Raw genomic sequence first — 20,864 nt, 5'->3', positions numbered from 1 at the left:
CGAAAATTTTAAAGATTCATTTAATTTTTGGCAGTTTCTGGCGTTTGTCGCCTTTTTTGTTGCTTTGCTATGTCTGGCGCCAATAGTGCGCTGGGTACAACTTCTGTTCTGATCAACGTCGTCAGACCCAAATAGGTAGCACCATGAATTTGCATCAACTCGCTTCTGACTTAAAAGCCGTAATTAAGACGGTACCTGATTACCCAAAACCAGGTATTACCTTTCGGGATGTAACCAGCCTGATGCAGGACGGCCCTGCCTTTAAAAAAGTGATTGATGCTTTCGCGGCTTATTACGCTGATAAGGGTATCGAGAAAATCATTGGCACTGAGTCACGCGGCTTTATTTTTGGCGCACCATTATCCTATGCGTTGGGTATTCCGTTTGTGCCAGTACGTAAGCCAGGCAAACTACCCCGCGAACGGATTTCGCAAAGCTATACCCTGGAGTATGGCGAAGATGCGCTTGAACTGCACGCCGATGCAATAGAAGCAGGCGACAAGGTATTACTGGTTGATGACTTACTGGCAACCGGCGGTACCATCGATGCTACTGTACAGTTAGTCCGTCGTTTGGGCGGTACAGTTGATCACGCTGCTTTCGTTATTGCGCTGCCTGAACTTGGTGGTGTTAGTCGGTTAGAGGCTTTAGGTTTAAATATCCTGAGTCTGGTTGAGTATAGCGGCGAATAAGTTTAGTCTGATACCAGAACATCCTCTTACCTATCAGGCTGTGGCATGAGTTATCAGGTTTTAGCAAGAAAATGGCGGCCAAAGCAGTTTGCAGAACTGGTTGGCCAGGACCATGTAAAAACAGCGCTTAGTAATGCTCTGCACAATAGCCGTTTGCACCATGCTTACCTGTTTACCGGCACCCGTGGCGTGGGTAAAACCACGATAGCGCGGATTTTTGCCAAAAGTTTAAACTGTGAAACCGGCATTACCGCCACACCTTGTGGCGTTTGCAGCGCCTGCCTGGAAATTGATGGCGGCAATTTTGTTGATTTACTCGAAATTGATGCCGCGTCGCGCACCAAAGTTGAAGACACCCGTGATTTATTAGACAACGTGCAATATGCGCCAAGTCGTGGTCGCTTTAAAGTGTACCTGATAGATGAAGTGCACATGTTGTCCCGCCACAGTTTTAATGCCCTGCTAAAAACCCTGGAAGAGCCACCTCCACATGTTAAGTTTCTGCTGGCAACGACCGATCCGCAAAAGCTGCCGGTGACGGTATTGTCGCGTTGTTTGCAATTTAGCTTAAAAGCACTGAACCAGGATCAGATTTCAGCGCATCTGGCGCGAGTGCTGACGGAAGAGCAAATCTATTTTGAGCCGGCGGCCCTGTCGTTACTGGCAAGGGCTGCCAATGGCAGCGTACGCGATTCGTTAAGTTTAACGGATCAGGCGATTGCTCAGAGTAACAGCCAGCTAACACTGGAAACTGTGCGGGCGATGCTTGGCTTTTTGGATCAGCAGTTCGCCAGCACCATTCTTGGGGCTATTCTTCAGCAAGACTATCAGGCGATGCAGGCTGGCTTACAGGCGTTGATCAGCCAGCACAGTGCTTACAGCAGGGTGTTGGATGACATGTTAACCCTGTTGCACCAGGGGGCATTGAGCCAGTTAGAACCCGGCGCAGCGCAGTTATCAGAGCAACCGGAATTTGTGTCGATGTTGGCAGCTAACCAGACGCCTGAAGCATTACAGTTGTATTATCAGTTGCTGATAAGCGGTAAACGTGAACTGAGCTATGCACCGGATGAGCGAACCGGTTTGGAAATGGCGTTACTGCGCGCTCTGGCTTTTGTACCCGCGACAGGTGCAGTTCAAACTGGCGGCATTCAGCAATCTGCTGGTTCCGGCACCAGGGATAGTGCGTCAGGTGCCATCCAAAACATACCAACTACAACAGTGCCCGCCTTTGCAACAGACGAGAGCCACATTTCAGGGGCTGAAGCTGGAGCAGCAGAGCAGCGCAACCGGCCAGAGAATGTGGTTCAGCCAGTTTTTCAACCAACTGGGCAGCGGGAATCATCCGACACTGCGAGCTCTGATACGGAATCAGCTACTGCAAAGCCTGCAACAGCGCATACCGAGAGCATTGATCCACTAACAGCCAGTATTATTAAACGTCGCGGCCTGGCGATGGATGCGGGAGTTACGCCGCCAAAAAAGCCTGAGCACCGGCCAGCACCGGTGGCTAATGCTGGTCCGGTGGCAACGGCAGAACACACGGATGATAGCGAATTGGCAGCGGATGCGCAGCCTGATGCGGTGCAGCCTGGCAGAGCGTCGGAGCAGGCCAGCAAATTGATGCCGGAATATCCGGATGACACCGAGACGGATACTGAGCAGCTTTATCCGGAAGATGCAGCAAACCTGGCAATGCTGGATTCGCTATGGCAGCAAAGCCACCAGCAGATTGAACCGGGAAAAGGTTTTGACGGTGAAATTAACGAGCAGAATTTTTCGATCCGCTTTGCCGCTGAAGTTGATAGCTGGGCGGCGTTAATTGAAAAAATGCCGGTTGGTGGGCTAATGAGGTTGTTTCTGCTAAACAGTGCCATGCAACTGCAACAGCAGCGGCTGACACTGGTTGTAAATCAAAGCCAGCAACATCTGGATAACTCTGATTTCCGTATGCAGTTGGTTAAGTTACTTTCTGAAGCAACACACCAGCAGCTTGAGCTGGAGATAAGCTACAGCAATGAGGTACCACAATGCCCTTTGGCTATTCAACAGCGGATAGAGCTTGAGCGCAAAAACTATGTGAGCCGGCTGATGCAGGAAGACCCGAACGTGCAACTATTACAGCAGCAATTTGATGCCAGTTTGTTGTTAGATACTCTGCAGGTAAACTAGCAGCGTATTACCAATGCCGGTAAACTTGTAATTTAAAGCGCTACTGATTATCGTGGCGCAAACAATTTTAACAGAGAGATAGAGCTATGTTTAAAGGCGGTATGGGCAATATTATGAAGCAGGCGCAAGCCATGCAGGAGAAAATGCAGAAAGTGCAGGCCGAAATTGCCAACATGGAAGTGACGGGTGAATCGGGTGCTGGCCTGGTAAAAATTACCATGACCGGCAGCCACAATGTACGTCGGGTAGAAATTGATGACAGTTTACTGGCTGATGATAAAGAGATGCTGGAAGATCTGGTGGCTGCAGCATTAAATGATGCCGTCAGAAGGGTTGAGGATAATAACAAAGAACAAATGGCAAAAGTTACCGGCGGTATGCAGTTACCACCAGGTATGAAGTTACCATTTTAATCCGGGTATTAGCAGCAGTATGAGCAAACTTGCGCCATTAGTTCAGCAATTAATTGAAGCGTTGCGGGTATTGCCCGGTGTGGGTCCAAAATCGGCTCAGCGCATGGCGTTTCAGTTGCTGGAGCGCAACCGGGAGGGCGGCGTGCGGCTGGGCGCCGCCTTAACCAGAGCCATGGACAAGGTGGGCCATTGTCAGAGCTGCCGCACTTTTTGTGAAGCAGACGTTTGCGCGTTATGTGCTGACCCGCAGCGACAACAGGCCGGCACGCTGTGTATCGTTGGCTCGGCATCAGACCAACTGGCAATTGAACATACCGGCCAGTTTAATGGTTTGTATTTTGTGCTGATGGGCTACATTTCACCACTTGATGGTGTTGGCCCTGCTGAGCTTGGCCTGGACCGGCTGGATAAGCAGCTGGCTAAAGGCCAGATCAGTGAAGTTATTCTGGCGACAAATCCGACGGTAGAGGGTGATGCTACCGCATTTTATCTGGCAGAGCTGTGTCATAAATATCAGATCCCGGTTACCCGCTTAGCACAGGGTGTGCCGGTTGGTGGTGAGCTGGAGTATATTGACGGTACCACCTTATCGCATGCCTTCAGCGGTCGTAAAACTTTCTGATTGCTTACCCGGCATTTTTATAACTTGAATTTAGTGAGCAGCTGCCCCATATAACAGGCAACTGACGGGTACAAGCGTGCCCGGTAAATCCTGTAAAAACTAAGTTCGAGGACCCGAGAATGAGTGATAATACTGCCACTAACCCTGGACAGAAGCAGACTCATGGCTTTCAGGCAGAAGTTAAACAACTTCTTAATCTGATGATCCATTCACTGTATTCCAACAAAGAAATATTCCTGCGTGAATTGGTATCTAATGCCTCTGATGCCGCCGACAAACTGCGCTTTCTGGCCTTGTCTGACTCCAGCCTGTACGCAGATGATGGTGAATTAAAGGTTCGGATAAGCCTGGATGAAGCCAACCGCACCCTGACTGTCAGCGATAACGGTATCGGTATGACTGAGCAGGAAGTTATTTCACACCTGGGTACTATTGCTAAATCAGGTACTAAAGAGTTTTTCTCTCAGTTATCTGGCGACCAGAGCAAAGATTCAAAATTAATCGGTCAGTTTGGGGTTGGCTTTTATTCTGCCTTTATCGTTGCAGATAAAGTGACTGTACGAACCCGTAAAGCCGGCACTGAGCAGGCAGTAGAATGGGAGTCTGCAGGTGAGGGCGAGTATACGCTGGCACCAATTAACAAAGACAGCCGTGGCACCGATATTATTTTGCATCTACGTGAAGGTGAGGATGAGTTTTTAAGCCGCTGGAAAGTGGAAAGTATTATTACCAAGTATTCTGACCATATCAGTATTCCGGTAGAAATGTGGCAGGAAGGCTCGCCGGAGCGGGAAGAAGACGGCGAGAAAATAGCGGCAACTGAGGGCAGCTGGCAGGCCGTAAACAAAGCCACTGCACTGTGGACCCGCGATAAATCTGAGATAACTGAGCCCGAGTATCAGGAGTTTTATAAGCATATATCGCACGACTGGAGCGAACCATTAAGCTGGAGCCATAATAAAGTTGAAGGTAGCAGCAATTACACCAGCTTACTTTATGTGCCTAAAAAAGCGCCGTTTGATATGTGGAACCGCGAGGCGAAGCATGGCTTAAAACTTTATGTTCAACGCGTATTTATTATGGATGACGCCGAGCAGTTTATGCCAAGCTATCTGCGTTTTATCAAAGGCGTACTGGATTCCAGCGATTTACCACTGAATGTTTCGCGGGAAATCCTGCAGGACACCAAAGTTACCCAGAGCCTGCGCAAAGGCTGTACCAGCCGCACCCTGAAAATGCTGGATAAACTGGCAAAAGATCCTGAGCAGTATCAGATTTTCTGGAATGAATTTGGCCAGGTGTTAAAAGAAGGCCCGGCAGAAGACTTTGCCAACAAAGAGCAAATTGCCGGCTTGTTGCGTTTTGCATCGACTAATAATGAAGATGCAACTCAGAATGTGTCTCTGGCGGACTATGTTAGCCGGATGAAAGAGGGCCAGGAAGAAATTTACTACGTGGTAGCTGATAGCTATCAGGCGGCCAAGCATAGCCCGCATCTGGAAGTGTTCCGTAAAAAAGGCATTGAAGTACTGCTGTTATCAGACCGGATCGACGAGTGGCTGATCCAGCATTTACCGGAATTCAGTGACAAAAAGCTGCGTTCGGTAGCAAAAGGTGGCTTAGATTTATCCAAACTGGATGATGAAGAAACCAAGAAAGCACAACAGGAAACTGCTGAAGCATTCGCCAGCGTGTTGGAGCGCTTCAAAACGGCCCTTGGTGACGAAGTAAAAGAAGTGAAGGTTAGCCACCGTTTAACTGACAGCCCGGCCTGTGTCGTTACTGATGAGCACGATATGAGCACCCAAATGATGAAGTTGATGGAATCGGTAGGGCAGAAGGTGCCGGATGTTAAGCCAATATTTGAACTTAACCCAGAGCATCAGCTGGTAAAACATATCGCTGATGAAAGTGACGATGCCCGCTTTAACGAATGGGCCCAGGTGTTGTTTGAACAAGCGCTGTTAGCTGAGCGTGGCAGTTTAAAGAACCCGGCCAGTTATGTAACGCGGCTAAATAACTTATTATTGTCTCTGGCAAAGTAATGTATTGCAATTAATTTTAAGCCCGCCAGGTGCTTTTGCATTGGCGGGCTTTTCTATTTGTAAATATTGCCTCGCATCTATCTGATTACAAACTATACTTTTTCCAATATTCGGTTGTGTAGCGGGAGTGCATCATGGTGTCGAATTGGAGAAACTTAAGCTTGGGTGTCAGACTGACTGCCAGTATGGTGGGGCTGATATTGTTGTCGATTGTAGTGCTGACCAGTCTGGTTTTTATCGAATATAAAAACACCCGCACGGAAGCTGTTCTAACCAACTTAAAAAATAACGGTAGTGCCAATGCTGAGGCATTTACAAACTGGTTATTGGTTCGCCAGGAGGAGATGCGCTATCTGGCCGGGCTTGCTCAGGTTCAGCAGGGCGATTTAGCACTTAGCAGCAGCTTGCTGCAGGCAATGGCACAAAGTCAGGGCTATTATGACACTATTTTTGTGGTGGGCCCTGATGGCCTGGGCCGCGCGGGTGTCAGCTATGCCAACGGTCAGGCCCGGGTGTTGTCCTTTGCTGAGGCGCAGGATTTCAATGTCGCTGACAGGGCCTGGTTTAAGCAGGCTATCGCCGGGCAGGATACTTTTTCTCAACCGATAGTATCCCGGGCGACTGGTGCCAGAGTAAGTACGGTGGCCATTCCTATTCGCCAGAATGGCGAGGTTGTCGGAGTAATGCGGGGCGCCGTTCAGCTAAGTACAATTTTTGAGATGGTAAATGAGCTAAGTCATAACAGCTACACTGAAATTTACTTGCTGGACAGTGACGGCGCAGCCATTACCGCCGCCGCTTCGTTAACGGGGGTAACCGGACAGCTAAGTACGGATGCAGCGGTAGCAGCCAGGGCGAAACAAAGTGGGGTGGGGCAGTATCAGAATGCTGCTGCCACTGAGGTATTTGGTAGTTATAACTTTATCCCGATGCTTGGTTGGTCGCTGGTACTTGAAAGTCGCCAGGCTGAAGCTCTGACCGATGTAAAAGCAATGTTCTGGACATTGTTAGTTATTTCATTGGTAGTGTTAATCATTGCTGCGCTGATCTGCATTATGCTGGTTCGCAGTGTCACCAGATTACTTGGGGGTGAGCCGGAATATGCCGCTGCAGCGGTACATAAGGTTGCTGAGGGCGATTTGACAGCACAGATAATGCTTAAATCAGGTGACAGCGATAGCCTGCTGGCGTCCATTGCCAGTATGCAGCAAAACCTGCGTAAGATGATTGGCCAGGTCGGTGACTATTCGGATCAGGTTGCCTCTGCGGCAACAGAGCTGTCAAAAATTAATGAGCATACCCGCACTGGGATTGAGCAACAAAACAATGAGATTAATAGTTCGGCTGTGGCCATGAATCAGATGACCAGCTCGTTGGAAGAAGTCTCACGCAATACTCAGCAAGCAGCACAGGCAGCAACGGCAGCTGAGCGGGAAACGGCGCATGGCCAGCAAGTAGTCAGTACCACGCTGGCTGATCTTAAAAAGCTTTCTGCAGAGGTTGGCAAGGCCTCAGAGATCATAAACTTACTAAAACAAGACAGCGATCATATCGGCAGTATCCTGCAAGTAATTGAAAGTATAGCCGAGCAAACCAATTTACTGGCTCTTAATGCAGCGATTGAAGCCGCGCGGGCCGGCGAAAGTGGGCGCGGCTTTGCTGTGGTAGCGGACGAAGTGCGCACGTTGGCCAGCCGGACGAAAGACTCTACCACTGAAATAAAACAAATGATTGATAAGCTACAAACCGGAACAGAGCGTGCAGTAAAAGCCAATCAGAGTAGCGAACACTCAGCCAAAGTGACTGCGGACAGTGCAGGAAGTGCTGGTCAGGCGTTGTTTGCGATAAGTGAGGCGGTAGAACTGATCAGTAGCACTGCCCATCAGATAGCCAGTGCCACCGAGCAGCAAACAACAGTGTCGCGGGACATTAATCAGAACATACACCGGATAAGTGATGTTGCGCTGCAAAATAGTGAGAATGTTGTGCAGTCAGCCAAAGCCAGTGATGCCTTGTCAGAGCTGGCGGAGCAATTGCAGGAGTTGGTGCGCCGGTTCAGACTTTAGTCGTTATATCATGATTTAGCTGGCAGAAAAGCATTACTTTCTGCCATTTTGACGCATAAACACTGTCAGACACTGCTGAAATCAAGGCTATCGACTAAAGGCTAGTAAATACGCCACCTCAGGTAGCACCAGTAGACAAAATTCTTGTTTCGGCAGGCGCATTATGTAAAGATTCGCTTTTATAAATATTTGAATAATCCCAGATTACGAGGGTGTTGCTATGCGTATCATTTTGTTGGGGGCGCCGGGTGCCGGAAAAGGAACCCAGGCTCAGTTTTTAATGAATAAATATGGGATCCCGCAAATTTCAACCGGCGATATGTTGCGCTCAGCAATAAAAGAAGGCTCTGAACTGGGACTGGCCGCTAAAGAGGTTATGGATGCGGGACAGCTGGTGTCAGACGATATTATTATTGGTCTGGTAAAAGAGCGGATAGCGAAAGATGATTGCAGCAAAGGGTTCTTACTTGATGGCTTTCCTCGCACCATTCCTCAGGCTAATGCGATGAAAGAAGCCGGTGTTGTGGTTGATCACGTTATTGAGTTTGATGTACCGGACGATGTTATTGTTGAACGAATGAGTGGTCGTCGGGTGCATCCGGCATCAGGCCGTGTTTATCATATAAACTACAACCCGCCAAAAGTTGCAGGCAAAGATGATGATACCGGTGAAGAGCTGGTGATACGTGCCGATGATGAGGAAGCGACCGTTCGCAAACGGCTGGCGATTTATCATGAGCAAACTGAATTGTTAGTTGGCTACTACCGCCAGGCGGCGGCGGCAGGTGAGACTCAATATCATTATGTTGACGGTACCAAGCCAGTAGATGAAATTAGTGCTAATCTGGTTAAATTATTAGACTGACTCTGGCGACTGGTTCGCGTTGTCCGAACTGTTTTTTGATATTAAAAAGCCCTCAATTGAGGGCTTTTTGATCAGTAAACCAGTAGGCCTGGTTATCCCGGTTAATTAAGGCTTAACCGTTTACAGCAGTTTTAATTTTGCTGCTTTGCTGTTCAGCTGCATTGTCACCATTGACCAGTTGCGGCTGTTTAATATTGCCAATTGCGATTTTTCTCGGTTTTAACGCCTCAGGGACTTCCCTTACCAGAGCAATGTGAAGTAAACCATTTTCCAACGATGCGCCGGTTACTTTAACATAATCAGACAGCTGGAATTTGCGTTCAAAGTTCCGCTCAGCAATACCCTGATGAACAAAGTGACGACCATCATCCTTATTGTCTTTCTGACCTTGCACCACTAAGGTGTTGTTTTCAGTTTCAATCGACAACTCCTGCTCAGTAAAGCCGGCAACGGCCATCGTGATACAGTATTGGTCTTCGCCTGTTACCTCAATGTTGTAAGGCGGATAGGCAGGTTGTTTTTCGTTGCGCGCAGCGGCATTCATCAGGTTTGCCAGATGGTCAAAACCAATAAAAGAACGGTAAAACGGAGTAAAATCTAAGTTATTCATAGCCAAATCCTCTGTAGATAGCAAAATGGTTAGTTAATACCCTTCAAGTGAACGGGTAATCAGCTTGCCGGCTCAAACCTGGCCGGCTTGCTTTAGCAGGTGCCTTATCAGGCCACCTGATACATAAATAAGGTTACTTAACCATTTTTCAAGAGTGATTATTCAGCATGAGAGAAAAAATTTCCGGGGCCGGCTCAGGATTTTTTCAGCACAGATGCCAATGCGCTCAGTGCAGCATCGTAGTCTGGCTCTTGCGCCAGCTCAGGCACTAATTGTTGATAACGCAACTTGCCGCTGCTATCAATCACCAGAATTGCCCGGGTTAACAAGCCCATGTCTTTAATCAGTAAACCGTAGTTGCTGCCAAAATCACGCCATACTGCATCGGACAAAACAGCCATGGAATCGACTTGTTCTTGCTGACAGTAGCGCTTCTGGGCAAAGGGTAAATCAGTACTGATAGTCAGTAGCACCACGTTCTCTGGTAAATTGGCCACTTCACTGTTAAAACGTTTGGTTTGCAGTGAGCAGATGCCGGTATCGATGCTTGGTACTACACTGATTAAAATCGTTTTACCCTTAAAATCGCGCAACTGAACTGTTTTGAAATTGTTATCGACAACTTTAAATTCTGGTGCCTGTTGGCCTGTCTGCAGCTCCTGTCCTAACAATACGACTTGCTGATTGCCGGCTTTTACCTCGCTGACTCTGCTGCTTAAATCAGCAGTCAGATCAATTGCTGTTGCTGGTAGACTAAACAAAGCTGCGCACAACAAGGTGGGTAGCAAAACAGGTTTTTTAAACTGAGTTAACATAGTAAGTTTCCTAATTATCTGGAATTTAATGGTATTTAAACCAATAACGCAATTTATTTGCCACTACTGCTGTTATCAAAAGCAGTTTTGCGTCTATTATAAACAGACGAAGTATTAAAGTGAGTGCCCAATGACCACCGCAGTACTGATATGTGATGACTCGAACATGGCACGCAAGCAACTTGCCAGGATTTTACCACAGGACTGGCAGGAGCGTGTTCATTTTGCCGGACATGGTGCCGATGCCTTGGCAACTCTGGAGAAAGAGTCGATTGACTGGCTGTTTCTTGACTTAAATATGCCGATAATGGATGGTTACCAGGTGCTGGCAGAGCTTAAAAAGCGGCAGCTTAGCGTCAACGTAGTGGTAGTATCCGGCGATGTTCAACCCGAAGCGTATCAGCGGGTAATGGAATTGGGGGCCCTTGATTTTATTCGTAAACCTGTTGATGCTGCAAAACTTCAGGTTATTCTGCAAAGTGTAAGCTTACGTCAGCCAGACAAAACGTCAGCGCAAAGCAAACGCATTACAGATACTGAACTTAATGCCGAAATGCGGGATGTGTTTCAGGAAATTACCAATGTGGCAATGGGCCAGGCCGGCGACTTGCTGGCCCGGTTACTGAATGTTTTTGTTAAACTGCCCATACCTAACGTCAATGTTATTGAAGTGAGTGAATTACATATGGCGCTCGCTTCGGTAGAGCAGCATTCGTCTACCTCTGCGGTTTGTCAGGGGTTTATTGGCGGTGGTGTCGCGGGCGAAGCATTATTGATCCTCACCGACTCCAGTTTTAAAGATATTGCCAGCCTTCTTAATTTTCAGGGTGACTTAACCCCGTCAACTGAACTTGAATTACTGATGGACGTGGCCAATATTCTGATTGGCGCAGTATTAAAAGGTATCGCTGAGCAATTAGATATGAGTTTCAGCCAGGGGCATCCTGTGGTACTGGGCCAGCATGCACCGGTTAGCGAGTTAATTAAAGCGAATGCCAGACGCTGGCGCAAAACGCTGGCAATAGAGTTAAGTTACGGCATCGAAAACTACAACATTAACTGCGACTTGCTGCTACTGTTTACCGAAGACAGTGTAAAAACCATGAAGCAGAAAGTCGCTTTTTTACTGGAAGAATAACCATGAGTTTAACCAATGCCGAGTTTGATGTATCTGAAATTCATTGGTTAATGGATATGTTCCAGACGGTGGATGTTGGCCTGGTGGTATTGAACAGTGACTACCGGATCCAGGTATGGAATGGTTTTATGGAAAGCCATAGTGGTTTAACGCCGCGGCAGGTTCGGGAACGCTATTTATTTGATTTGTTTCCAGAAATTGATGAGGACTGGCTGCGGCGAAAATGTGATCCGGTTATTCTGCTTAAAAACCGCGCTTTTACCATCTGGGAGCAGCGGCCTTATATATTTAAATTTAAGAATTACCGGCCCATTACCGGCAGTGCTGAATACATGTATCAGAACAGCACTATCTTTCCACTGACCGACACCCGGGGTCAGGTTACCCATTTATGTATTATTATTTATGATGTCACTGACGCAGCCGTTAGTCGTACCGAGCTGGAGTCAATGAATAGCCGTTTGCAGCAACTATCAAAAACAGACTTCCTTACTCAGCTCTGCACCCGGGGACATTGGGAGGATGCGCTTATCCAGGAGTTTAACCGGCTGCAGCGTTACCGTCAGCATTACAGCACCCTGTTAATGTGTGACATTGACCATTTTAAGCGAGTTAATGATACCTATGGCCATACTGCCGGCGACGAGGTGATCCGTAAAGTTGCTGACGTAATTAAAGCGAATATCCGGACAACAGATCTTGCCGGGCGTTATGGTGGCGAAGAGTTTGCGATATTGCTGGTAGATACATCAATGCAACAGGCTCTCTGCCTGGCAGAGCGGATCAGACAGCAGGTGGAAGCATTAACTATTAAATTTAATAATACAACATTAAGCGTTACTATCAGTCTGGGGTTGGCCGAACGGGATCTTAATATGCAGGAACATCGCCATTGGATAGAAGCTGCAGATAAAGCGTTGTATCAGTCTAAAGTGGATGGCCGCAATAAAGTAACTTGTCATCATCCTGAAGATGACGGCAACTAACTTTATTGCTGATTCAACTGTTAAGGTAATTCAATTGCTCAGGATTCAGCCTGTCCGGGTTACCGGTTCGGGGCAGCGGGCCAGTAGCTCATTGCTGCCATCCTGATTATACTGTTCCAAAATAACTTCAAAGCCCCACAACCGATGCAAGTGCTTCAGTACTTCAGCAGCGTTTTTTGCCAATGGTACACGTTGTTGCGGGATGTAGCGTAAGGTCAGCGCCCTGTCAGTATTAATATTGACATTATAAACCTGAATATTGGGCTCAATCTGGCTCAGATTATATTGTGCCGACAGCATTTGCCGGATCCGCTGATATCCCTCGGCATTGTGAATAGCGCTGACTTCGAGGGTATTGGCTTCATCGTCGTCTATGATGGCAAACAAGTGAAAATCACGGATCACTTTAGGTGACAAATACTGACTGATAAAACTTTCGTCCTTAAAGTTCTGCATGGCAAAGTGCAGGGTTTGCAACCAGTCACTGCCAGAGATATCAGGAAACCACTCTTTATCTTCAGCGGTAGGCCGCTCACAAATACGACGAATGTCGGTGAACATGGCAAAGCCAAGGGCGTATGGGTTTATACCGCTGTAATACTTGCTGTTATATTCTGGCTGTGCCACAACATTGGTATGACTGTGTAGTACTTCCAGCATAAAGCGGTCGCTGACTTTCCCTTCATCATACAGATGCTGCAAAATGGTGTAATGCCAGAATGTGGCCCAGCCTTCATTCATTACCTGAGTTTGTTTTTGTGGATAAAAATACTGGGAAATCTTCCGGACAATTCTGACAATTTCCCGTTGCCAGGGTTTTAGTAAAGGCGCGTTTTTCTCAATAAAATACAACAGATTCTCTTGTGGTTCTGCCGGAAAGCGAGTTAAACATTGCTCTTCAGTGGGGGCTTTTAACGGGATCGTGCGCCACAAGTCGTTAACCTGACTTTGCAGATAAGCTTCACGCTCTTCCTGACGTTTCTGCTCAATTTCCAGTGAGATTTTCTGGGGCCGTTTATAGCGGTCAACACCGTAATTCATCAGTGCGTGACAGGAGTCCAGCATATCCTCAACTTCAGTTATGCCATATTTTTCTTCACACTGACTGATATAATTTTTGGCAAATACCAGATAATCAATAATGGAGCTGGCATCGGTCCAGGTTTTAAATAAATAATTGTTTTTAAAGAATGAATTGTGGCCGTAACTGGCATGTGCCATAACCAGTGCTTGCATTGTTATGGTATTTTCTTCCATCAGATAGGCAATACAGGGGTTAGAGTTAATAACAATTTCATAGGCCAGCCCCATGTAACCGCGTTTATAATTCTGTTCGGTCTGAATAAACTTTTTACCGTACGACCAATGATGATAGCCCAGCGGCATACCAACACTGGAGTAGGCGTCCATCATCTGCTCTGCAGTAATAACCTCAATTTGATTTGGATAGGTATCAAGCTGATAAAAAGCGGCTACCCGGGCAATCTCCTGATGATACTCCTCCAGCAAATCGAACGTCCAGTCCGGGCCGTCGGCCAGGCATTGAGGCTTCGCTTTTGCTTTTGCCATACTCCCTCCTCAGGCGGCTTGCTTTTTAAACAGCTGACGGAATACCGGGTAAATATCAGCCAGCTCCCGGATATGTTCTATTGCAAAATTATCATGCTGAGCCAGCAATTTTTCATATTCCTGCCACAGGCTCTGGTGGGCTCTTGGTGTGATTTCAATGTAGGCATAGTAGCGCACCAGTGGCAGCAGTTTGTTGGCCAGCAGCGCAGCGCAGGGGGCACTGTCATCTGTCCAGTTATCACCATCAGAGGCTTGCGCTGCATAAATATTCCACTGAGTGGGGTCGAACCGGTCGGCGATGATTTCCTGCATCAGTTTTAGTGCTGAAGACACAATAGTACCACCGGTCTCCTGGGAGTAGAAAAACTCCTGTTCGTCGACTTCTTTCGCCTGAGTGTGGTGACGAATGTAGACCACTTCCACATTTTTATAGCTGCGGCTTAAAAACAAATACAGCAAAATGTAAAACCGTTTCGCCATATCTTTGGTTGCCTGATCCATTGAGCCAGACACATCCATTAAACAAAACATCACTGCTTTACTGGTGGGTTCCGGCTTTTTCTGATAATTGCGAAAACGCAAATCAAAACTGTCAATAAAGGGTACAGCCGCTATGCTGGCTTTGAGCCTGGCTATTTGCTCCAGTAGCGCCAGCCGTTGTTGCTGATCAGGTACCGGCTCGCGATCCAGAACCTGTAATTGTTGCTCCAGCTCAGCCAGACTCGCTTTTTTCCCTGCTGTCATGGCAACGCGTCTGGCCAGGGATCCGCGAAGCGAGCGCACTATATCAATATTACTGGGCACGCCCTCAGCCCGGTAACCCGCTCTGACTGTTTTATACTGTACTAATTTATCCAGCTGGTTTTTTCTGAGGTTTGGTAGCGCCAAATCTTCAAACAGCAGGTCGAGATATTCATCTTTGGAAATAGAGAAGACAAAATCATCACTACCTTCACCGTCAGCACTGGCATCACCCTGACCGCTGCCACCAGCACCACCTTGCGGGCGGGGAATACGGTCGCCCTCGCTAAACTGGTCGTTGCCCGGATGGATGATCTGCCGGCGCCCGCCCTTGCCCTGGTGAAAGAAAGGCTCGGTAATATCTTTATTGGGAATAGTAACATTTTCGCCACTGCTGATGTCGGTAACGCTGCGCTCACTGATAGCGTCGGCTACAGCTTTTTTAATCTGCTGTTTGTAACGGCGGATGAAGCGCTGCCGGTTGACAGCGCTTTTGTTTTTGCCATTGAGTCGACGGTCAATAAAGTGCGCCATACTGCCTCCGGCGTTATTGTGACTTGCGAACCCGCAAATACCATTCCGATAGCAATCTGACTTGCTTGCGGGTGTAGCCTTTCTCCATCATCCGATTGACAAAATCATCATGCTTTTTCTGATCTTCTGTTGACGTTTTGGCATTAAAAGAAATGACCGGCAGCAGCTCTTCTGTGCTGGAGAACATTTTCTTTTCAATGACGGTACGCAGTTTTTCGTAACTGGTCCACAACGGGTTTTTACCATTGTTCTTTGCCTTGGCCCGCAAAACAAAATTAACGATTTCATTGCGAAAATCTTTGGGGTTACTGATCCCTGCCGGTTTCTCGATTTTTTCAAGTTCAGCATTCAGGGCGGCTCTGTCAAACAACTGACCGGTTTCCGGATCACGGTATTCCTGATCCTGGATCCAGAAATCGGCATAAATTACATAGCGGTCGAAGATATTCTGGCCGTACTCTGAGTACGACTCCAGATACGCTGTCTGAATTTCCTTACCGATAAATTCAATGTATTTCGGGGTAAGGTAGCCTTTCAGGTGTTCAAGATAACGCTCTGCGACATCTGCGGCAAACTGTTCGCGCTCTATCTGCTGTTCCAGCACATAAAATAAGTGCACCGGGTTGGCTGCTACCTCAGTACTGTCGAAATTAAAAACCCGCGATAATATTTTAAAGGCAAACCGGGTTGATAAGCCGGTCATGCCTTCATCTACTCCGGCGTAGTCGCGATATTCCTGATAGGATTTCGCCTTAGGATCGGTATCTTTTAAGCTTTCACCATCATATACCCGCATTTTGGAGTAAATACTGGAGTTTTCAGGCTGCTTCAGTCTGGACAACACTGCAAACTGCGCAAGTGAGCTAAGTGTACCCGGCGCACAAGGGGCGGCACTCAACTCACTATGTTCCAGTAATTTCTGGTAGATTTTTTTCTCTTCGCTTACCCGCAGACAGTACGGTACTTTTACAATGTACACCCGGTCCAGAAAGGCTTCATTATTTTTATTGTTCCGGAATGTCTGCCATTCTGACTCATTGCTGTGTGCCAGAATAATGCCATCGAATGGCAGGGCGGCCAGGCCTTCAGTGCCGTTATAATTTCCTTCCTGCGTGGCAGTCAGCAGCGGATGCAGCACCTTTATTGGCGCTTTAAACATTTCAACAAATTCCATCAGGCCCTGATTAGCGCGGCACAATGCGCCTGAATAACTGTAAGCATCGGGGTCATTCTGGGCGAAATGTTCCAGTTTACGAATATCAACCTTGCCAACCAATGCCGCAATATCCTGATTGTTTTCATCACCCGGTTCGGTTTTGGCAATTGCAATCTGGTCGAGAATGGAAGGGTACTTTTTAACTACCCGGAACTGGCTGATATCGCCGTTATACTCATGCAAGCGTTTGGTTGCCCATGGCGACAAGATGTTGCGCAGGTATCGTGGCGGAATACCAAATTCCTGCTGAAGTAAACGGCCATCTTCAGCGGCATCAAACAGTGACAGTGGATGGTCATACACCGGCGAGCCTTTCAGGTAGTAGATTGGCACCTGCTGCATCAGATGCTTCAGTTTTTCCGCCAGCGACGACTTACCGCCACCAACTGGGCCCAGTAAATATAAAATTTGTTTACGCTCTTCCAGGCCCTGGGCTGAATGTTTTAAATAGGAAACAATTTGTTCAATGGCATCTTCCATGCCGTAAAACTCGGAAAATGCCGGATAACGGGCGATAACCCTGTTAGAAAATAACCTGCTTAGTTGTGGATCCTGGGCGGTATCAATCAGTTCTGGCTCGCCAATTGCCAGCAATAACCGCTCGGCCGCAGTGGCATAACAACTTTTGTCTTCTTTACAAAGTGCCAGATACTCCTGAATACTGAATTCTTCTTCTCGGGTGGCCTCATATCGTGATTTGTAGTGCTCAAAAATGCTCATTTGCACCTCCAGCCATTGCTCGTGGGAAACCTGATATCGCTGCTGTTGCTTTTAAGGTTAGACAGTAAAAATCAACTTCGCCTGCCTAATTAACCGAAAATAATCATATTTTTTTGTTCGTATTTTCATCAATACGTAACGCAGGCGTGCCGGGTTTACAGCAAAAGGCAGAAAGTTTTGTCGCTTAGAATTGATGCATAAAGGTAAATTGAGAATAAAAAAATACCCGGCATGTGCCGGGTACAGGGACTATAAATTTCACTTTTACAGTAGCGGTTACTTCGCGAAATTGTCAGCGGCGAACTGCCAGTTTACCAGTGCCCAGAATGCGTCAAGGTATTTCGGGCGGGCATTGCGATAATCAATGTAGTAAGCGTGTTCCCACAAATCTACAGTAAGTACCGGAGTAACAGTTGCGTCCTGAATAGGTGTTGCTGCGTTGCTGGTATTAACAATATCTAGGCTGCCATCGGCTTTTTTGACTAACCAGGTCCAGCTTGAACCGAAGTTATTAACTGCCTTGTCATTCAATGCTTTCTTAAACTCGGCAAACGAACCCCACTTGGCATTAATTGCATCGGCCAGGGCGCCAGTTGGTTCGCCGCCACCATTAGGTGATAAACAGTGCCAGTAAAACGTGTGATTCCACACCTGTGCCGCGTTATTAAACAAGCCACCATCTGAACTACGGATAATTTCTTCCAGAGATTTGCTGGCGTTTGGCGTATCTTTTACCAAACCATTTAATTTTTCCACGTAAGTATTGTGGTGTTTGCCATAATGATATTCCAGCGTTTCTGCTGAAATATGCGGGGCTAATGCGTCTTTTGGATAGGGTAGTGCTGGTAATTCAAAGGCCATTGTTGTGCTCCGTTATCGTTGTTAAAGATGTCTGCATCGCGTAGACTACAAAACCTGACTAAATTACTCAAGTTTTAGACTGTGTCAGCTTTTACGCTTAGCACGCTGCGCCGGTTTGTTAATTAAACCTGCGATTATTTTAAGTCATAATTATGATAGTAAAGCAGATATTGGGTTTTTTTTTGTGAACTCAAGTGGCGATAGCGAAAGATAAGCGTAAAATGATTCAAATCATTAAGTTTCTGTCGAGGTGAAAATGGAGACGTTGGATAAAATTAAGCAGCAAATTGCTGAAAACCCAGTTTTGTTATTTATGAAAGGCTCGCCTAAATTTCCCAGTTGTGGTTTTTCTGCTCAGGCTTCGCAGGCACTAATCGCCTGTGGCGAACAGTTTGCCTTTGTTGATATTCTGCAACATCCGGATATCCGTGCCGAGTTGCCCAAGTATGCCAACTGGCCGACTTTTCCACAGTTATGGGTTGAAGGCGAACTCATTGGTGGCTGCGATATTATTCTGGAAATGTTTCAGCGTGGTGAGTTGCAACCCATCATCAAGGAAACCGCTGCGAAAACCGCTAAGCCGGACACTAAGGCCGACGCTGAATAACAGTTAAGTTGCCAGCGGGCCTGATAAGCGATAATAAAAACAGGGAGCTTAGCTCCCTGTTTTTATTTGAAGTGTAAACTCAGTCTTAATGTTCTTGTTCTTCATTTTCATCCTCATCTTCAGCAATAGCCAGCGGCCAGCCGCCAAGTTGCTGCCATTTGTTGACAATGTAGCAAAATAATTCTGCCGTGCGTTCAGTGTCATACAGTGCGCTATGTGCTTCTTTATTGTCAAAGGCAATGCCAGCTTGCTGACAGGCTTTCGCCAGCACCGTCTGGCCCAACGCCAGTGCTGCCAGGCTGGTGGTATCAAAAGAGACAAAGGCATGGAAGGGTGATCGTTTATAATTGGTGCGGGCTATCGCGGCATTAACAAAGCCCTGATCAAACGCAGAGTTGTGCGCGACAATAACCGTTCGTTGGCAGCCTGCAGCTTTTTGTGCTTTACGCACCGCTTTGCAAATTTCGGTCAGCGCCTCCCGTTCAGACACTGCGCCACGCAGCGGATTAAAAGGATCAATACCATTAAAAGCAAGTGAACTGGCGTCCAGATTGGCACCTGCAAACGGCTCTACATGAAAATGCAATGTCTCCCCCGGCACCAGAATGCCGTCGTCGTCCATTTGCAGCAGGTTTACTGCAATTTCCAGCAAAGCATCTGTTTGAGCATTAAAGCCAGCAGTTTCTACGTCGATAACCACAGGGTAGTAGCCACGAAATCGCTGAGCAAGCTGGGAGGTTTTATCTGTCATAAGCCAACCATAAAAAAATTCTGAGCGCATTATGCCAAAAAAATCAGTCAGCGTCTTGTATTCGGCACAGTGTTTGCTTATTAATCTTTAGTATTCTGCCTGACTGAAGCCGGCAGAGGCGAGTGAGGTTGGTTAACTCCTCGGTAATTTTGTGACAGGGTAGATTAAATGCATAATTATGCCTTATTATACATAGCGTTAGCATGTTCACTGTTGGCTGGGAACAGTTATGCTGTGTCGCAACAACTGCGTCAATATTCTGCCAGTATTGAGCAATCAGCATGGCAACTTACTGAAAAAACTCCGCTGCTTTGTCAGTTAGAACACACGATTCCAAACTTCGGCAACGCCATATTTCAAAGTAAAGCGAGTAAGGCACTTAACTTACATTTTGAACTGGATATGCTCAGGCTGCCAGATGCGTACAGCCTGGCAGAAGTGCTCTCGATGCCGCCGGCCTGGCGTGCAGGAGAGCCCGGTAAAAACGTTGCCAGCATGGCATTGTTAAAACAATTCAACGGTGAGTTACCAAAAAAAACTGCCTGGACACTGCTAACTGAACTTGAACAGGGCTACAGCCCAACTTTCTATTTTGCCGACTGGTACAGCCCCTATGACAACGTCGCGGCAGCGCTTAACCCTGTAAAATTCCCCCCGGGTTACCAGGCTTTTACCGAATGCGTTGCGGGGCTGTTACCTTATAGCTTTGAAGATATTGCCTTTACCGTGCTCAGCTACGAGTCGGGCAGCGATCAGTTAACAAAAGAGTCGCAGCGGCGGTTGAGTCAGATTGCTGAGTACCTTAAGCATGATCCGCAGATTGAAGCGATTGAATTGCAGGGTTATACCGACAGCTATGGCGGCCGTTGGATGAATGAGCAATTGTCGGTAAAACGGGCTGAAGCAATCAAGCAATTTTTAGCAGAAGCTGGCGTCGCCAACGAAAAAGTTCAGGTAGAAGGTTTTGGTGAGAGACGTCATGTTGCGTCAAATCAAACCAGCCTTGGGCGGGCTACCAACCGACGGGTGGTATTACAAATGGCCAGGCAATGACCGGCTGGCGGTTAGCAATAGCCAGTGCTGTTACTGCACCATAATATCAATCTGGCGCCAGTCATTTTGCTCAGAGATAAGTATTCTGACTTGTTGCTGATTTACCCGGTAATACAGGTTCAACCGGCCATGAACAACAACGCTGTTGTCAGGCTCACCGAGCTGCTCACGATAGAAATCCTGTAGTTGGCTAACAGACTGTCGACTGAAAAAGCTTAACACTGCCGGTAGTTTATTTTCCAGCCTGGCAAATTCACGGGCATCGGCTGTTAGCGGAACCTGATAAAAACTGTCAGCATTCGCATTAAGTGATACTGCAGCTAACAGACTTGAAGCCAAAAGCAAAGCTGAAGAACGCATTATATTTCCTTTTTGCAGCACGAAAGTA

The 20,864-nt window shown here is 47.2% G+C and carries 19 protein-coding genes; 11 read left to right on the top strand and 8 right to left on the bottom strand.

From position 1 onward, the window contains the following. Window positions 1–143 precede the first annotated feature (143 nt). The 7 genes from apt (at window position 144) to adk (ending at window position 8,875) form a co-directional block, all read left to right on the top strand. Window positions 144–692, top strand: a complete 549-nt coding sequence (gene apt, locus KQY15_RS03285; protein WP_217667141.1) for an adenine phosphoribosyltransferase — start codon at window positions 144–146, stop codon at window positions 690–692. Between the two features lie 45 nt (window positions 693–737). Continuing rightward, complete coding sequence (gene dnaX / locus KQY15_RS03280; protein ID WP_217667139.1) at window positions 738–2,864, top strand: DNA polymerase III subunit gamma/tau; 2,127 nt, start codon at window positions 738–740, stop codon at window positions 2,862–2,864. A gap of 86 nt (window positions 2,865–2,950) precedes the next feature. Then, window positions 2,951–3,277: a YbaB/EbfC family nucleoid-associated protein gene (locus KQY15_RS03275; RefSeq protein WP_019674843.1), complete on the top strand. Its 327-nt coding sequence runs from the start codon at window positions 2,951–2,953 to the stop codon at window positions 3,275–3,277. 19 nt (window positions 3,278–3,296) lie between these two features. Continuing rightward, window positions 3,297–3,899, top strand: a complete 603-nt coding sequence (gene recR, locus KQY15_RS03270; RefSeq protein WP_217667137.1) for a recombination mediator RecR — start codon at window positions 3,297–3,299, stop codon at window positions 3,897–3,899. Window positions 3,900–4,018: 119 nt separating this feature from the next. After that, window positions 4,019–5,944 carry a molecular chaperone HtpG gene (gene htpG, locus KQY15_RS03265; protein ID WP_217667135.1) on the top strand — a complete coding sequence of 642 codons (1,926 nt, stop codon included), beginning with the start codon at window positions 4,019–4,021 and terminating at the stop codon, window positions 5,942–5,944. Between the two features lie 134 nt (window positions 5,945–6,078). Continuing rightward, window positions 6,079–8,010 carry a methyl-accepting chemotaxis protein gene (locus KQY15_RS03260; protein WP_217667133.1) on the top strand — a complete coding sequence of 644 codons (1,932 nt, stop codon included), beginning with the start codon at window positions 6,079–6,081 and terminating at the stop codon, window positions 8,008–8,010. A gap of 220 nt (window positions 8,011–8,230) precedes the next feature. Next, a complete protein-coding gene (gene adk / locus KQY15_RS03255; protein ID WP_217667131.1) occupies window positions 8,231–8,875 on the top strand; it encodes an adenylate kinase in 645 nt (214 codons plus the stop codon). A 112-nt stretch (window positions 8,876–8,987) separates the two neighbouring features. Here the strand turns inward: adk and KQY15_RS03250 are convergent, their stop codons facing one another. Both KQY15_RS03250 and tpx read right to left on the bottom strand, forming a co-directional pair. Further along, on the bottom strand, window positions 8,988–9,485 hold the full coding sequence (locus KQY15_RS03250) for an Hsp20 family protein (protein WP_217667129.1): 498 nt from the start codon (window positions 9,483–9,485) through the stop codon (window positions 8,988–8,990). A 194-nt stretch (window positions 9,486–9,679) separates the two neighbouring features. Beyond that, on the bottom strand, window positions 9,680–10,300 hold the full coding sequence (gene tpx, locus KQY15_RS03245; RefSeq protein ID WP_217667127.1) for a thiol peroxidase: 621 nt from the start codon (window positions 10,298–10,300) through the stop codon (window positions 9,680–9,682). A gap of 130 nt (window positions 10,301–10,430) precedes the next feature. On the opposite strand from tpx, the gene KQY15_RS03240 reads away from it, so the two are divergent. Together KQY15_RS03240 and KQY15_RS03235 are read left to right on the top strand one after the other, a co-directional pair. Next, a complete protein-coding gene (locus KQY15_RS03240) occupies window positions 10,431–11,438 on the top strand; it encodes a response regulator (protein ID WP_217667125.1) in 1,008 nt (335 codons plus the stop codon). Between the two features lie 2 nt (window positions 11,439–11,440). Beyond that, a complete protein-coding gene (locus KQY15_RS03235; protein ID WP_217667123.1) occupies window positions 11,441–12,424 on the top strand; it encodes a sensor domain-containing diguanylate cyclase in 984 nt (327 codons plus the stop codon). A 45-nt stretch (window positions 12,425–12,469) separates the two neighbouring features. On the opposite strand, the gene KQY15_RS03230 is transcribed toward KQY15_RS03235, so the two are convergent. The 4 genes from KQY15_RS03230 to sodB all read right to left on the bottom strand — a co-directional run bounded on the left by KQY15_RS03230 (window position 12,470) and on the right by sodB (window position 18,065). Beyond that, window positions 12,470–13,993 carry a SpoVR family protein gene (locus KQY15_RS03230; RefSeq protein WP_217667121.1) on the bottom strand — a complete coding sequence of 508 codons (1,524 nt, stop codon included), beginning with the start codon at window positions 13,991–13,993 and terminating at the stop codon, window positions 12,470–12,472. Window positions 13,994–14,002: 9 nt separating this feature from the next. After that, the gene (locus KQY15_RS03225) at window positions 14,003–15,268 is read right to left on the bottom strand and encodes a YeaH/YhbH family protein (protein WP_217667119.1); all 1,266 of its coding nucleotides are present in this window, start codon (window positions 15,266–15,268) and stop codon (window positions 14,003–14,005) included. A gap of 13 nt (window positions 15,269–15,281) precedes the next feature. Next, the gene (locus KQY15_RS03220; RefSeq protein WP_217667117.1) at window positions 15,282–17,204 is read right to left on the bottom strand and encodes a PrkA family serine protein kinase; all 1,923 of its coding nucleotides are present in this window, start codon (window positions 17,202–17,204) and stop codon (window positions 15,282–15,284) included. Between the two features lie 276 nt (window positions 17,205–17,480). Beyond that, window positions 17,481–18,065, bottom strand: coding sequence for a superoxide dismutase [Fe] (gene sodB, locus KQY15_RS03215; RefSeq protein ID WP_217667115.1), 585 nt, complete (start codon window positions 18,063–18,065; stop codon window positions 17,481–17,483). Window positions 18,066–18,321: 256 nt separating this feature from the next. On the opposite strand from sodB, the gene KQY15_RS03210 reads away from it, so the two are divergent. After that, window positions 18,322–18,672: a Grx4 family monothiol glutaredoxin gene (locus KQY15_RS03210; RefSeq protein WP_217667113.1), complete on the top strand. Its 351-nt coding sequence runs from the start codon at window positions 18,322–18,324 to the stop codon at window positions 18,670–18,672. A gap of 85 nt (window positions 18,673–18,757) precedes the next feature. On the opposite strand, the gene rnt is transcribed toward KQY15_RS03210, so the two are convergent. Next, entirely contained in the window at window positions 18,758–19,423 is a 666-nt protein-coding gene (rnt, locus tag KQY15_RS03205) for a ribonuclease T (RefSeq protein WP_217667111.1), read from the bottom strand. A gap of 234 nt (window positions 19,424–19,657) precedes the next feature. Between rnt and KQY15_RS03200 the strand changes: the two genes are divergently transcribed. Then, a complete protein-coding gene (locus KQY15_RS03200) occupies window positions 19,658–20,476 on the top strand; it encodes a flagellar protein MotY (RefSeq protein ID WP_308160220.1) in 819 nt (272 codons plus the stop codon). Window positions 20,477–20,506: 30 nt separating this feature from the next. On the opposite strand, the gene KQY15_RS03195 is transcribed toward KQY15_RS03200, so the two are convergent. After that, window positions 20,507–20,836: a hypothetical protein gene (locus KQY15_RS03195; protein ID WP_217667107.1), complete on the bottom strand. Its 330-nt coding sequence runs from the start codon at window positions 20,834–20,836 to the stop codon at window positions 20,507–20,509. Window positions 20,837–20,864: the final 28 nt, after the last annotated feature.

Origin of the sequence: Arsukibacterium indicum, assembly GCF_019100565.1 — a bacterium.
GTDB classification, from domain to species: Bacteria; Pseudomonadota; Gammaproteobacteria; order Enterobacterales; family Alteromonadaceae; genus Alishewanella; species Alishewanella indicum.
This window is presented reverse-complemented; position numbering and strand designations above follow the sequence as displayed.